The 15,220-nt window shown below is 47.6% G+C and carries 10 protein-coding genes; 1 reads left to right on the top strand and 9 read right to left on the bottom strand.

The window, feature by feature from the left end; all coding sequences use genetic code 11:
- Window positions 1–11: 11 nt before the first annotated feature.
- From GWR21_RS14040 to dprA, 5 genes are all read right to left on the bottom strand, one after another.
- Window positions 12–2,660 (bottom strand): gliding motility-associated C-terminal domain-containing protein, encoded by a 2,649-nt coding sequence (locus tag GWR21_RS14040; protein ID WP_162332356.1) that lies wholly within the window; start codon window positions 2,658–2,660, stop codon window positions 12–14.
- Between the two features lie 2 nt (window positions 2,661–2,662).
- On the bottom strand, window positions 2,663–3,448 hold the full coding sequence (locus GWR21_RS14035) for an alpha/beta fold hydrolase (RefSeq protein WP_162332355.1): 786 nt from the start codon (window positions 3,446–3,448) through the stop codon (window positions 2,663–2,665).
- 70 nt (window positions 3,449–3,518) lie between these two features.
- Window positions 3,519–5,135 carry an apolipoprotein N-acyltransferase gene (gene lnt, locus GWR21_RS14030; RefSeq protein ID WP_162332354.1) on the bottom strand — a complete coding sequence of 539 codons (1,617 nt, stop codon included), beginning with the start codon at window positions 5,133–5,135 and terminating at the stop codon, window positions 3,519–3,521.
- A 279-nt stretch (window positions 5,136–5,414) separates the two neighbouring features.
- A complete protein-coding gene (guaB, locus tag GWR21_RS14025) occupies window positions 5,415–6,890 on the bottom strand; it encodes an IMP dehydrogenase (RefSeq protein ID WP_162332353.1) in 1,476 nt (491 codons plus the stop codon).
- 452 nt (window positions 6,891–7,342) lie between these two features.
- Entirely contained in the window at window positions 7,343–8,455 is a 1,113-nt protein-coding gene (dprA, locus tag GWR21_RS14020; protein ID WP_238430365.1) for a DNA-processing protein DprA, read from the bottom strand.
- Between the two features lie 55 nt (window positions 8,456–8,510).
- On the opposite strand from dprA, the gene GWR21_RS14015 reads away from it, so the two are divergent.
- A complete protein-coding gene (locus GWR21_RS14015; protein ID WP_162332351.1) occupies window positions 8,511–9,323 on the top strand; it encodes a 5'-nucleotidase, lipoprotein e(P4) family in 813 nt (270 codons plus the stop codon).
- A 169-nt stretch (window positions 9,324–9,492) separates the two neighbouring features.
- Here the strand turns inward: GWR21_RS14015 and GWR21_RS14010 are convergent, their stop codons facing one another.
- The 4 genes from GWR21_RS14010 to pckA all read right to left on the bottom strand — a co-directional run bounded on the left by GWR21_RS14010 (window position 9,493) and on the right by pckA (window position 14,868).
- The gene (locus tag GWR21_RS14010) at window positions 9,493–11,388 is read right to left on the bottom strand and encodes an OmpA family protein (protein WP_162332350.1); all 1,896 of its coding nucleotides are present in this window, start codon (window positions 11,386–11,388) and stop codon (window positions 9,493–9,495) included.
- Window positions 11,389–11,467: 79 nt separating this feature from the next.
- A complete protein-coding gene (locus GWR21_RS14005; RefSeq protein WP_162332349.1) occupies window positions 11,468–12,097 on the bottom strand; it encodes a 7-carboxy-7-deazaguanine synthase QueE in 630 nt (209 codons plus the stop codon).
- Window positions 12,098–12,227: 130 nt separating this feature from the next.
- Entirely contained in the window at window positions 12,228–13,112 is an 885-nt protein-coding gene (gene folD / locus GWR21_RS14000; protein WP_162332348.1) for a bifunctional methylenetetrahydrofolate dehydrogenase/methenyltetrahydrofolate cyclohydrolase FolD, read from the bottom strand.
- Between the two features lie 154 nt (window positions 13,113–13,266).
- Entirely contained in the window at window positions 13,267–14,868 is a 1,602-nt protein-coding gene (pckA, locus tag GWR21_RS13995; protein WP_162332347.1) for a phosphoenolpyruvate carboxykinase (ATP), read from the bottom strand.
- Window positions 14,869–15,220: the final 352 nt, after the last annotated feature.

Genomic DNA, 15,220 nt, shown 5'->3' with positions numbered 1-15,220 from the left:
GATGAATATTTTTATCTCACCAGGGTCACTGTTCCCTTTCTGATCACTGTCTCATTATCGATATTTTTACCCTGCACTACCCAAACGTATGTACCTACTGATGCAGGTTCACCATTGTAGTAACCATTCCATCCCTGCAGGTACTGGGTGGAACTGTACATCAGTTTTCCCCAGCGGTCATACACCCTGAAGAAATCCATTTGTACAATACCTACAGGCAGCGGTCGGAAGATGTCGTTCTGGCCGTCTCCGTTAGGAGAGAAGCCGGTTGGCACATAGATATCCGGGCCCTCGATAAAGCGGATCTTGATATTATCTGTACCTACACAGCCTTCAGCCGTGTAGACAGTGACGGTATAAGTAAAATCGTGGTTGATGGTAGTCGTCGGATTGAAGACATTCGGATCGTCCAGACCGTCTACCGGTGTCCAGATATAGGAAATACCACCGGAAGCATTCAGCTGGAACGGGCGGTTCAGCATCACGATGGTATCATTACCCGCAAAAGCTGCTACGGGTGGTACCACATTCACCTGTACCGTATCATATATGGGTTTCGGACACCCCAGTACATCCGTAACGGTAACTATATATTGTGTTGTATCTGTAGGACGGGCCATTGTATTGGCACTCCTCGGAGATGTCAGCGTCACTGCTGGTGTCCACTGATAGTTACTGCCGCCTGATGCCTGTAGCATCAGCTGCTCGCCGTAACAGATGGTAGTATCTTCGCCGGCATAAGCGGCAGGTGGATCAACAATAGTCAGTTTTACATCATCAAAACCATCACAACCGCCCAGTTCTCCTCTTACAATATAGGTAACAGCCGGCGCGGGTGGAACAATTGTCAGTACCTCTCCTTCACCGATAGCGGTATTGTTACCCGCATTATACCAGGTAAGCGGATAATCGCCATCAGGATACGCCCTTAACCGTATTTCATCGCCTGTACAAACGGTACTGTCGGCGCTGGTCCTGATAATGAGTGTATCTCTTACGTCTATTGCTATCCGTTGTGAATTGGTACAGCCGGTAGCATCCCTGAAGGTGACGGTGTATGCCGTATCTATTTTAGGATAGATCGTTGGTGTGGCAGTATTGGCGTTATTGATATTGTAAGCAGGTGTCCAGGTGTAGGTACCATTCACTACATTCCCATCCACGACACTCTCCGCATTTAACTGAAGAGAGTTCCTGATACAAAGCAGCGTGTCGCCGGTAGTAGTTAATGGTGGTCTGTCATATATAACAATGTGTGTCGTATCAGAGCGCTCACACCCCTGGGTTGTCTTCAGCTGGAGAATGACATCATAGTTCCCTGGTCCAGAATACTGATAACTTGCGTTCTTCTGGCGGGATGTATCTGTATCCGTCGTCTCATCTCCAAAATCCCAGCGGTAGTAGTTAATAGCATCAGTCACACTGGAAGTGGTAGAGTTATCTGTAAAGACCGTTGTGGTATTGGTACAGAAACCACTGATACGTGGGTCAGGTCTAAGCATCGGATAGACATACGCAACCGCCATAGCACTGTCGCCGCAATTACTTTCCTTATCCACCCACAGTTTCACATTGTAGTTACCATCCCTGGTGTAGGTATGTGGTAACGGCTCCGTACTGGTAGTGGTTAGCGTCGTGCCATCACCGAAATCCCAGGTATAGGTCTTACCCTCTGTACTGTTGTTGATAAAGGTGACGGTATAGCTGGAACAATCATTATACTTTTCCGGCATGGCTGCCACTACTTCCCGCACACAGGTGGTCACGTTCACATGGAAGTCTTTACGGTGAATGCCAAGTAAGGTACCATTCCGGTATTCATAGGCACAAACCGTCACCACATATTTACCTGCACTCGGTGCAATGCCGGAAATAACCCCTGTTTTCGGATCAATCACCGCCTCAATACCCAGCGGACTTCCACCGGTAAACGGACTCTTATAAGGAATGTTGCCATATGGAGGCGGGTCAGATGGCTGGGGTATACCTGTCTGGTTAGTCGTATATCCACCACCATAAGCATCACAGAAACTATAGACAATGCTATCGCTGTCAGGATCTATTGCAGAGAAGTCGTAGGAGAACTTCTTATTGGCACATACCAGTACGGCTTCATCTTTCGCAAAGTGAGGACTGGAGTTATCCAGTATGCCGCCTGAACCAGGTAGTTCCGTGAAATAGGTCGCACCATTACCCGGAAACTGTTGCTCGTTGTTGGGATTGCGGGTATCCACTATATTCTGCATAGAGTTATCACGGCAGCAGCTCTGAAAGGAGATCAGCCAGCCAGCTGAATTGACAGGAAGTGTGATGTCCTGTACGTAGGTACCGATCTGAAAACAGATATTAGGCGGATTTACGATACAGGGGTCCACCTGGCCGAGATTTTTAGTCACTTTATTGTACCTGTCTACCAGCGGAGAACTGTGCATGGTATTATTGCCCTTATTAAAAATACTGAAGTATACCTTGTCCGGTAACTCTGCTATATTCGCCCCGCTACCACAGATACGGAACAGCTTTAATGTTACCTTATAGGTAATATTATCGCCGTTGCGGCTGACGTATTCATAATACATTTCGCCTCCGATAATATGGGAGGCTTTGGTCATGTTTCCGATCAGGAGAATAAATAGCAATAGTATAAGGGTCCTTTTCACGTTCAGTATTGTTGGCAGAAAAGAATAAACTGTTCTAGTAATTGTAAACTGGTTTCCGGTATTTCCCACATGCCCATATGTCCCGTATCTTCAAATATGTGAATGCTGCTGATGTGTGGCAAAGATATCTGCGGTATCACCTGCTGCATGGGAATAGCATTATCATCTTTTCCGATCACAAACAATACAGGCACGGATACAGATGATAATACCGCTGTGCGGTCCGGACGCCGGATCATGGCTTCATAATAAGCGATCTGCGAAGACTGCGGGCACTGCAAACACATCTGAATATACGATTCTATTTGTTCAGGATGTTCCTTTTTATAGGCGGGACTGAACATATTAGGCATTGTCTGTTTTACAAAGGATTCATTGCCATACTTCTCAATCATGTTGATCGATTTCCGGCGGGCTTCTTTTTTTTCTTCTGTATCTGCTAAAGCAGTAGAGTGAAATAATCCCAGTCCCTGTATCAGTGACGGATACTTCTCTGCCAGTGCCAGCGCCACATAGCCGCCCATGGAATGCCCGATGACCGTCGCTCTTGTAATACCTGCTGATTGTAACAGGCCATATACATATTCGGCCATACTTTCAATACTCAACGGGGTAGTGACCGGCGTATTGCCAGTACCCGGAAGATCGGGTGCGATCACATTAAACTGTTCGCTTAAGGTATCCAACTGATGTTGCCATATCTGGTTATTCTCAGAAAAACCATGGATTAACAGCACAGGCGGCTTTTCAGTTAGATGGTTAGGATGGGCCGAAGGTTTATTTGACACGAGAATTAATTTTTTCAGTTAACAGATGACGAATTACGAACGTTATTTGGTTGATAGTGAATGTCTCTCATCATTCATCATCCGTAACCCTTATTTTTTTAGTGAACTTCAGATAGTAGCTATATATGATGACGATAAGGCAAAATGCAATAGCTGCTTTAGAAATTAAGTCCCCGAACCTTACATAGAACGTAAAAGTATCCCCTGGTGTTACAGTTGCGGAGATAACTCCTTCTTTCCAGTAAGGGAGTGGCTGTTGCAGTCTGCCCATCGGGTCCACTACACACGAGATGCCGGTGTTGGCGCTGCGCGCTACCCATCGGCGGGTTTCGATCGCACGTAACCTGGCATATTGTGCATGCTGCCGATGTCCTTCTGTATCGCCCCACCAGCCATCATTAGTGATGATGAATACGAGGTTCGCGCCCAGTCGCACGTGTTCCGCAACATATTCACCGTATACCGATTCGTAGCAGATAGTAGGTAATACTTTAATATGTGTACGGGTATCTTCCAGTAATGTCACACCGGGTGTCAATCCGTATCCACCGCTGATGCCACCCATATCGAGGGCCAGTGATTTCATAAAGGAGAGATACCGTGCATAGGGGATGAGTTCAACGCCGGGTACCAGTTTCGCTTTATGATACACCTGTACACTGTAAGACGTATCGATCTGTATAGCAGCATTGAATGCATCATATCTGATATTGCCATCTTCTGCACTACGCGACATTGCAGGTGCTTCATCCACCACATCATAGCGCTTCAGTGTTGTCGCACCACTGATCAGCGTCGCCTTCGGGTGACTACGCAGGAACTGGCGGATACGTTCTGTTTCATCTTCATACGCCAGCTTGTGTTCCCATACGCCATGTGTGAATAACGCTGTTTCCGGCCAAATAATATACGAGGTGGTACTATCTGTTGCTTTAGCGGATAATTCGATCATCTTTTCGAGCTGTACCCGTTCGTTCTCTTCTGCGAATTTGTCGTACGGATCAATGTTCGGTTGTACGATCACTACTTTTGACGCAGGTCCTTCAGGCAGTTTGAAGTTATACTGCACCAGTGAACTGAGCAGCAGTGGAATGATGATCAGGGCTGCCGGTTTCCAGGCAGTTTTCCACATAAAGGTGGATAATGGAACGGGATACTTTTTGCGCTGGCGCCAGGTTTCATAGATCACGATATTTGTGACCAGTACCCACAGGGTGCCACCACTCACGCCGGTATATTCATACCATTGGACCCAGGAAGGGTGCATGGCAAATACATTACCCAGACTGAGCCATGGCCAGCTGAACTCCCAGTTGAGGTGTACGTATTCAAAGGTCAGCCAGTATACTACCAGTGCAAAATACCCTGCAGTTCTGCCCAGTCTCTGCCTGGAGCGATGGTATGCCAGCAGGGGAACGCTCATTACGAGGGTATTGATCAGATTTGCCGCTACGCCGCTGGCAGGTACGGTCGTATTGCCTACCCACCAGGTGGTGGCCAGGTTCCAAAGGAACAGGGCCAGGAAGATGCAACCAAAGAATTTCGGTCTATGGGGCACGATATCTGCAAGGCGCAGCAGGGGAATAAATGCAATAAATATCAGAAAGGTAAAGGGTGCGGTTGGCCATGCGGCCCATAACAGCAATGCTCCGGCAAGGCTTATGAGTATGGGTAACCAGCGGTTCATAGTCGATGTGTTTTGTGAGGTCACCTATGACGGTACATGGATGACCGTAGTTATTGTCTGACGGCCCGGATTACTGGGTCGGGAAAGGGCGAATATAAAAGTACTCGGGCAAATAAATTATTAAATAATGATAAAGCCTCCTGGCTCAATGCAGGAGGCTTTATCATTATTGTGAACTGCGATGGTCAATCGTCAATTATCTGTCAACTGTATATCATCACACATCAACCACTTCAGATCATTATCGGGACTGTTCACAGCCGTCGTACAGCAAAATAATTATCTGCTGTAGTTTGGTGCTTCCTTAGTGATCACCACATCATGCGGGTGGTTTTCTTTTACCGTAGCAGGAGAGATCTTAATGAACTGTGCAGCCTGCAGGGTCTTGATATCTTTAGAGCCTGTCAGACCCATACCAGCACGCAAACCGCCTACAAACTGCTGGATCACTTCTGCCAGCATACCTTTATAAGGAACGCGGCCTACGATACCTTCCGGTACCAGTTTCTTAATATCGTCGTCTTCCTGGAAGTAGCGGTCTTTACTACCTTCTACCATTGCTTCCAGAGAGCCCATACCCCGGTAGGATTTGAATTTACGTCCTTCGTAGATGATAGTCTCTCCAGGGCTTTCTTCCACACCCGCGAAGATAGAACCAGCCATGATACAGGAAGCACCTGCAGCCAGGGCTTTCACCATATCACCAGTGTAGCGGATACCACCATCAGCGATAACGGGAACACCTGACTTCTTCAGTGCTTCAGCAGCCAGCAGTACAGCAGACAGCTGAGGGAAACCTGCACCGGTTACAACGCGGGTTGTACAGATGGAACCAGGTCCGACACCTACTTTTACCGCATCAGCGCCAGCAGCAGCCAGTGCAGCAGCACCTTCGCCGGTAGCTACGTTACCTGCGATCACTTCCAGTTTAGGGAAGGTTTTCTTCAGTTTCTTCAGACTGTTAATAACCGCGATGGAGTGACCATGTGAGCTATCCAGACAAACTACGTCTACACCTACATTGATCAGTGCCTGTGCCCTGTCAAGAACATCCGGAGTGATACCCAGCGCAGCACCTACTATCAGACGACCATAGGCGTCCTTCACAGCATTCGGATAGCTGGATACCTGCAGGATATCTCTGTAGGTAATGAGTCCTACCAGTTTACCATTTTTGGCAACTACAGGCAGTTTCTCGATTTTATTCTGTTGAAGGATCTTTTCTGCTTTCTTCAGGTCGGTGCCTTCCGGCGCAGTGATCAGGTTTTCAGAAGTCATTACTTCGCTTACCAGGCGTTTGTGATTTCTCTCAAAGCGCAGGTCGCGGTTAGTGAGGATACCAACCAGTTTGCTGTTGCTCTCATCCACGATCGGGATACCACCGATGCTGTTTTCCTTCATCAGGCGGAGTGCTTCACCGATTGTCGCATTGGCGTGCAGGGTTACCGGATCGATAATAAGGCCGTTTTCACTGCGCTTTACTTTTCTCACCAGTTCTGCCTGTTTCTCAATGCTCATGTTTTTATGCAGAATACCAATGCCTCCCTGACGAGCCAGTGAAATGGCCAGGTTAGCTTCAGTAACAGTATCCATGGCGGCTGACACCATTGGTATGTTAAGGCGTATGTTTTTGGTAAGTTGCGTTGAGATGTTTACGTCTCGAGGAAGTACCTCAGAGTAGGCTGGAACCAGGAGTACGTCATCAAAGGTAAGTCCGTCCTCTACAAATTTCGGTTTCGATTTTCCGGCAGGCATGTTGCAACTATTTGTCAGTTATTAAATAATTGCACGCAAATGTACGCCTATTTCAGTAAATAGAAAAATGTTGCTGCGGAGGAGCAGGAAGGGAAACTTGTTAACGGTGTGAAGAAAGATCAGCATAGGCCCGCTGATAGCGGGGAACGAAGGATGTTAACGGTAGGTTATTTATCAGATGCGGCAATTTCCCGGGAGGAAACCGCGTGTATTTCATGTGTTACTAACCATACTGCAACTCCTGACAGTTCCCTTATTGAGGAGATATACTTCCCATTCACCCTTACCACACCCACATTACGCCTTTATTTCCCTTCAGGAAGGGAGCAGTAAGGGGGGAATGCAGGTATAATAAGGCTATAATGCGATATGCAGGTTATTCCCATAAAGCATCCTGGTCATCTCCCTGTACAGGAATAACTATGCGTGCGTACTCCCTGAAATAGAGGTATCTAGGATACCAGCTGATATTTTTGACCAGGAAGGCTTCTCAATACATGCAGCATCTCCAGTTTTAATACCAGTGCACTGACCTGACTGCCAGGCAGATGGCTTTCCTGCCGTAACTGGTCAATATGTTTCTGTTCACCATTATTGAATAAGGTAACAATATGTTGCTCGGCTTCATCCAGTGTAACGAACAATTCTGTTTGCGGGTTGTGGCGGGGAGGGCTTTTTTGCATATCCGTATCCCATCCCATTGCCTGCAGCAGGTCCCCGGCACCTGACAGCAACATCGCCCGGTTCGAGCGTATCAGTTCATTACAACCGGCAGCATGCGGATCACCGATCCGGCCGGGAATAGCAAAGACATCCCTGTTATAGCTGTTGGCAATATCCGCAGTGATCATAGAACCTCCCTGGATACCGCTCTCAATGACGATTGTAGCATCCGCAATACCGGCTACGATCCTGTTACGCATCGGGAAATGCTGTTTGTCCGGCTGTGTATAACTCAGGAACTCTGTGAGCAGTCCGCCATTATCCGTCATCATTGTTCCGATACTCTTATGCTGCGGTGGATAAATGCGGTCCAGCCCGTGCGCCAGTACGCCGATCGTCGGAATGCCATGCTGGATAGACCGTTTATGTGCAATGATGTCTATGCCATACGCCATTCCGCTTACAATAGTGACATGATGTGCAGCCAGTTCTTCTACCAGTTGTGCGCAGATCATCTTACCATATTCACCAGGTGCGCGCGTGCCGACAATACTGACGATCTTTCCGGCATTCAGATTGGCATTGCCTTTATAATACAACATCACCGGGCTATCCGCACAATGACGCAGCCGTTGTGGATAATCATCGCTGGTGTAGAACACCGGCCGGATGTCATTTTGTTGCATGAATTCAATCTCTTTGTCTGCCCGCCGGTAATCACGGAACTGAAAAATCGCATCCGCTCTGACACTACCGATATCAGGTGTATGCGCTAATTCTCTTCGTGATGCATGTAGTACATTGCCCGCTGTACCGAAGTGTGCCAATAGCTTCTTGGCGACAATATCTCCTATCTGTGGAATTTGTGTAAGTGCAATCTGGTGGCGTAATTCCTCCTGCATATTGCTTATGTTTGTGGTTAACATATCTAAGTTAAAACATCTTCACATTACTCCCATGCAATACAAAAACATTTTACTCACATCTGCATTATTTGCCGGCATGATGGCTTGTAAAACTGCGCAGCAGCCTGTTTCACAGACAAGCCCTTCCACCATTATGCAACCTTACGGCCCTGCGTGGGCTGCACTATGGCAGCAAAGATCATCAGAGTATAAAGCGTTGTGTTTTCAGGCATACAATATTGCAAGGATACGGCTGGATGAAAGCCTCGCACAGGCTGGCTCACAGCCGCTGGCCATCGTCACTGACATTGATGAAACAGTGCTGGATAACAGTGCGTATAATGTGCATATCGCTTTAAAAGGACAGGCATATAGTGAGCAGACCTGGAAGGAATGGACAGCAAAAGCAGCCGCTGATACTGTACCCGGCGCCCTGTCTTTTCTGCAATATGCTGCTGTTAGAGGGGTACAGGTATTTTACATCAGTAACCGTTCTGCCACAGAACGTGATGTTACATTAAAGAACTTACAGCAATGGCATTTTCCTTTTGCAGATAATGAACACCTGCTACTGAAAACAACTACTTCCGGTAAAGAAGCGCGCCGTACACAGGTCGCGCAAACACACCGGATCGTATTGCTACTGGGAGATAATCTGGGGGACTTTGCTGAAATGTTTGACAAACAGGTAGTGGATAAACGAACTGCGCTGACGCAACAATCAGCCGCTGATTTTGGTAACAGGTTTATTGTATTACCTAATCCCATGTATGGTGACTGGCTGCCGGCGATGTTTGAGTATAATTACAAGCGTAGCGCAGGAGAGATGGATAGTCTGTTGATAAGACAACTTATCAGCTATTAATGCAATTGGGAATTAAGCAGGAAGAATGAGGATTGAGCAGTCGGTGCGTTTCTTCTGACAACTTATTTGCTTCCTCATAAAGCAAGCGCCTGATCAGTTACTGATCAGGCGCTTGCTTTATTGTCTGCTATATTATGCGTCTTAATTCCTCATGCTTAATACCTGATGCCTACAACGCCAGGATCTTAAACTCCGTGCGCCTGTTCGCCGCTCTTCCTGCTGCGGTACTATTATCTTCCACCGGCATTGTCTTACCATAGCCTTTTGCCTGTAATCTTTCCGGCGCAATGCCTTTATCCACCAGGTATTTCACTACTGCCTGTGCACGACGTTCAGAGAGCAGCAGGTTATCTTTATCATTACCAACATTGTCAGTATGACCACTGATCTCCGTGATGATAGAAGGATTCTCTCTCAGCAATGCCACGAGGCGATTCAGTTCCAGTTCGGAGCCTGCTTTCAGGGAGAACTGTCTGGTGTCGAAGAAGATGTTATGTAAGATCAGTACAGCACTTGTATCGAGTGGCTGTAATGCGATCTCTCTGTAGAAGGAAGAGTCGGCAGTAGCATTCTTCAGCGAGAAATTATCTGAATAGAACAGATAGCCTTTGCGGTTTACGCTGAATGCATAGTCTTTACCAACTGGTAACGGCGCCATGAAGTCGCCTACCCTGTCTGTACGGATGGTTGCAGCTACCTGCCCGGTAGAGATATCGTAGGTTTCGATATTCGCCATCAAACGTTTCTTGGTTTTCGCATCGTATACATATCCACGTACGAAGAGTGTTTTCTGTGGTCTTGCTTCCGGATACAGTTCGAAGCTGTAGATATCGAGTTGTCCGCGGCTGTCAGATCTGTCAGAAGCGAAATATGCCGTTTTACCATCTGCAGCAACGATGAGACTTGCATCTTCATCAACGGTGTTAATAGGATAACCTAAGTTAATAGCAGGTCCCCAGGTACCATCGGGCTGACGGCGGGAATAGAAGATATCCATATCACCAAATCCCGGGTGACCGTTAGACGAGAAATAGAGTGTCTGGTTATCCGGGTGTATGAAAGGAGTGGTTTCGCGGCCGGGTGTATTGATGTTGGGGCCCAGTCTTTCCGGGTATCCCCATTTACCATTTGGCTGCAACTTACTCATGAATATCTCCGAACCAGCGTCCTGTGTTTCGCGCGCAAAGTAAAGCGTTGATTTATCCGCCGAGAGGCTCGGCTGAGAATCCCAGTCGCGGGTATTGATAGGAGAACCCATGTTCATCGGTTCCACCCACAGACCTTCTTCTGTACGGATGGTATAGTAGATGTCGCAGCTACCTCTGCCACCGGGGAAGTTACATCCTGTAAATACCAGCATGTTACCATCCTGTGACAGGCTTTGTGCACCTTCATTGTTAGCCGTGTTCACGGGAGAGCCAAAACTGTATGCAGGCATCCATCCGAGGCTGTCATCTTTTTCCGACACGTAAAAGTCTTCGTTCTTGCTGTTCACACGACGGGTAAATACCAGCGTACGACCATCGATGGTCAGGGAAGGGAAGTATTCAGGGTCTTTGGTGTTGATACTGTCTCCCAGGTTGTGCGGCTTGAATGGCACGGGCTTCTTGGCCGCTTCCGTAGCGAAAGTATAGGCAGTGATCAGTGCTTCCGCTTTTGGGCTTTTGTATTTGGACGTCTGATTGTAAAGTGTCACAGTAGCCAGGGCTTCTGCGAAACGGCCTTCACCTGCGAGTGCTTTTGAATAGGCCAGCATGGCAGGACGCACAGAGGGACTGTCCAGTCTTTTCAGCGTTTCGTAGTTGGTGATGGCTTCCTTATACTTCTTCAGTTCTACATAAGTGATGGTCATCTGTCCGTAGGCGTCTGTGAAGCCAGGTTCCTGTCTGACAGCATCTTTCAGCAGGTCCACCGCATCCGTCATGCGATATTCCCTGATGGCCATCTGCGCATCATCAAAACTTTTCTGTGCTTTTTTCTTCGCTTTGTCATATGTCACTACCTGAGCGCTCATGTCAAGGCTCAACAGCAGGCAACTACTCATCAATAGGAGGACTCTCATCATAACATTCATTGGGCTTGGGGCCCAATATATGAAAAAAAGCACAAATGTAATGTGCTAAAATGATGTATGGTGCAGGCTCTTAAGGGACGTTGATGTATTTATGGGTTTGCAGGGAAAGCTGCCACTTCGGATTTTCCTTGATGTAGTCAACGATCAGTGGCGTCATTTGAGCGGCTTTATCCCATTCTGGCTGCAGGTAGAGTTTGCAATCCGGACCGGCCAGTGCAGCATGTTGTTCTGCCCAGGCAAAATCGCTTTTGTTAAAAATAACGACTTTCAGTTCATGGGCCACCTTACAGATGTCCGGTAACGGTGCCTTGAACTTTTTAGGAGAGAGGGTGATCCAGTCCCAGTTACCGCTGAGCGGGGAGGAGCCGGATGTTTCCATATGTGTACGGAAGCCGGCTGCCTGCAGGGCAGTGGTCAGGGCATCCAGGTTATGCAGTAAGGGTTCACCACCGGTAATAACGGCAATACGACCAGGGTGTACAGCAGCGTCACGTACCAGTTCGTCTATATCAACGAGCGGATGACGGGCCATATCCCAGCTATCTTTCACGTCACACCAGTGACAGCCAACATCACATCCGCCAAGACGAATGAAATAAGCAGCTTGTCCCCAGTAATTACCTTCACCCTGAAGCGTGTAGAAACGTTCCATGACAGGAAGCTGGAGAGCTGTTGCGATATCGGCTGTAATAGTTGACATGATACAAAGTTACGAAAATGCAAACGCTTAACGCATTGTGCCGGCTGCTGAGCCTTCTTCCTGTTTACAGACAGGGGTGGGGCTCAGGTAAACGGTGCAAAAAGCGTTAAGCGTTTTACAGGATATTGAATTAGTTCATATTTACTTTCTGGCTGGCAGCGTTGTAGGTATTTTTCAGCAGGGCTGCGATCGTCATCAGACCAACACCACCCGGAACCGGTGTGATGAAGCTGGATTTAGGAGCAACAGCGTTGAAGTCAACGTCACCTACCAGTCTGAAACCAGATTTTTTGCTGGCGTCTTCGATGCGGTTGATACCCACGTCGATTACAACGGCGCCTTCTTTCACCATATCAGCAGTGACAAAGTTAGGACGGCCGATCGCTGCTACGATAATGTCTGCCTGGAGACAGAGTTCTTTCAGGTTGGTGGTCTGTGAGTGCGTAAGCGTTACGGTACAGTTGCCTGGATTTGCGTTACGGCTCAGCAGGACACTCATAGGCGTACCTACGATATTACTGCGTCCGATCACTACAGCGTGTTTTCCTTTGGTAGGAATGTTATAGTGTTCGAGCATCAGCATAATGCCATAGGGAGTAGCAGGAATGTAGGTAGGTAATCCGATCACCATTTTACCTACGTTCGTGGGATGAAAACCATCTACGTCTTTGCTGGGATCAATCGCGTTGATCACCAGTTCTTCGTTGATATGTTTAGGAAGAGGAAGTTGTACAAGGATACCGTCAATATCAGCATTTTCGTTCAGTAGTGTGATATTGTCCAGTAGATGCTTTTCAGAGATCTTCTCATCGAAGCGTAAGAGGGTGGAATGGAAACCAATTTCGGCGCATGATTTCACCTTGGAAGCCACATAAGTTTCGCTGGCCGGATTGTTACCTACCAGGATAGCTGCGAGGTGAGGGACTTTTTTGTCCAACGCTTTCAATTCAGTTACCTTTTCTGCCAATTGGGCTTTAACAGCCGCTGAAACAAGTTTACCGTCTAAAATTTGCATGCGCAAAGGTAGGTATTTCCTTTCAAGTTCTGCAAAACAAGTTCCCCGTCAACAATGAATAGGTCACTTGTTTTGCTACAGGGGCACCTGTACATAATCAGAACTTGTAATAGTAGTGGAAATTTTAAAGGCAGGGTAAGAATCCCCAATATAGTTAAATTCTTGGAGAAGCGGACAATATTTCCGGGGTTGCCTGTGCCGCATATTTTTCGAAATTGCGTACAAACTTAACACCCAGCTCATTCGCCCGTTGATCATACAACTCTTTATCCTCCCAGGTGTTCCGGGGGTCGAGTATGTCGGAAGGCACGCCCGGACAGGATTCAGGAATGGAGCATCCGAATACCGGATGATCTTTGTACGCCAGCTTGTCCAGTTGCCCGTTCAATGCAGCCGTTACCATTGCCCTTGTGTAAGACAGCTTGATACGTTGTCCCATGCCATAGGCGCCGCCGGTCCAGCCGGTATTGATCAGCCATACAGTAGCCTTATGCTGGCGAAGCTTCTCGCCCAGCAGTGCGGCATACTTCACCGGATGTAATGGCAGGAAAGGCGCACCGAAGCAGGTGCTGAAAGTAGCGGTAGGTTCTGTCACACCGGCTTCCGTACCGGCTACCCTGGCTGTATAACCTGAGATGAACTGGTACATGGCCTGTTCCGGCGTAAGCCGCGATACAGGCGGCAGTACACCGTAGGCATCGCAGGTCAGGAAGAAGATATTATCAGGAATATTGCCAACAGAAGGGATCTGTGCATTATCGATATAATGAAGCGGGTAGGACACACGGGTGTTTTCCGTGATGCATTTATCAGCGTAGTTCACATCAGCGGTGCCCGGATGGCACATGATATTTTCCAGGAGAGCACCCTCACGGATGGCATGGAAGATCTGTGGTTCTTTCTCTTCGCTGAGGTCTATACATTTAGCATAACAACCACCTTCAAAATTGAAGATGTTGTGGTCTGTCCAGCCATGTTCATCATCCCCGATCAGTTTCCTTGCAGGATCAGCGCTGAGGGTGGTTTTACCTGTACCACTCAATCCGAAGAAAATAGCGGTATCGCCCTGGGCGCCGACGTTGGCGGAACAGTGCATGCTCAATACGTCGTGCTCGTGTGGGAGCAGATAATTGAGGATGGTGAAAACGCCTTTTTTGATCTCGCCGGTGTAGGCCGTACCACCGATGATAATAGTTTTACGGCTGAAACTGACAGCGGCAAAGTTTGGCTGTCTGGTGCCATCAGTAGCCGGATCGGCCAGGCAGCCGGGCGCCTGGATGATGGTCCATTCCGGATGAATATCATCCAGTTCTTCTTCAGCCGGGCGTAAGAACATGTTGTAGGCAAACAGGTTGGCCCATGGCGTTTCTGTAATGACCCTGAGGTTCACACGATAGGACTGGTCGGCACAGGCAAAGCCATCGCGTACCCATACATCTTTACCGGTGAAATAGCGGGTGATCTTGTTGTACAGCTTATCAAAGCTTTCAGGAGAGATGGGAATGTTAAAATCATTCCAGTTAATGGAGGAAGCTGTCAGCTCATCTTTTACAATAAATTTGTCTTTTGGAGACCGGCCGGTAAATTGACCCGTGTTCACTGCGAGGGCGCCATTACTAAGGAGGGCGCCTTGTGCTGATGCGACCGTCTGTGCTATCAGATCAGCCGGATCGAGTTGATAGAAAATGCGGTTCGCTTGCCGAATACCCAGCTCTAATAGGTCGGCGACAGGATTCCTTACACTGCTGACTTGCATAGTAAGATTGTTTTGGTGTAGTAAGCAAATCTAGTGCATTTTTGATATTATCAAATTAAAGCCGGTGATTTCGGGTAAATTTAGAAAATGAGGTAGTGGAATCGGTGTTTGTTTGATAATTATCTAAAGCTGATCTGTTTGTTTTGCAGGAATCAGTAAAGAATGAGGTGCGTTCTGTACGCTTAATCCTGCCGAAGCCCCTGTATATTTCATTATATTACAGCCCGGTAGATGTTAAGCTATATTTTCTATTATTAGTTGCGCTGTTTCCGTAAAATATGCTGACACTGCAGCTGTTTATATAGAACAATATACTGGCAAAAAGTGTCCGGGGCCGGAAGGGTAGAACAAG

Origin of the sequence: Chitinophaga agri (genome assembly GCF_010093065.1) — a bacterium.
GTDB classification, from domain to species: domain Bacteria; phylum Bacteroidota; class Bacteroidia; order Chitinophagales; family Chitinophagaceae; genus Chitinophaga; species Chitinophaga agri.
This window is presented reverse-complemented; position numbering and strand designations above follow the sequence as displayed.